1 pseudogene is annotated in these 425 nt (G+C 72.2%); it reads left to right on the top strand.

Annotation, left to right across the window (positions count from 1 at the left end):
* Window positions 1-23 precede the first annotated feature (23 nt).
* A pseudogene (locus HV826_RS36540) lies at window positions 24-425 on the top strand (hypothetical protein); the annotation flags it as partial.

Raw genomic sequence — 425 nt, 5'->3', positions numbered from 1 at the left:
CCCCCGAGGAGCACCTGGACGCGATGACGCAGGCGCTCTCCAAGGACTTCCGCGACCGCTCCATGGGCATGTACGTGGACCGGGAGCACAGCTACGCACGCGTCTGCATGGCCGCCCCCAGCCGCCCGCCCCGCGCCATGGAGGGTGAGTATCTGGACGCCCTGCGCCAGGCCGCGCGCTGGCTGGACGTGGAGACGACGGCGCTGGCGCGCCTCTTCAGCGGGAATGCCGCGCGCAACCTGCTGGCGGCGGCGGTGGACTTCGGGCCGGATGGCAAGGCCGTGGAGGCCCCCGCGCACCCCGCTCCGCCCTCGGAGCCGGACGAGGACGACCGCTACGTGGAGGCGAAGCTCGCCCAGGCGAAGCAGCTGATGGATGAGTACCTGAACCTGCGCAAGGAGGAACGGGCAATCCCGGGCGCCCCA

It is taken from the genome of Myxococcus sp. AM010 (assembly GCF_013372585.1).
Taxonomy (GTDB): Bacteria; Myxococcota; Myxococcia; order Myxococcales; family Myxococcaceae; genus Myxococcus; species Myxococcus vastator.
Note: the sequence above shows the minus strand (reverse complement) of the source record. Positions and strands in the feature narration are given on the sequence as shown.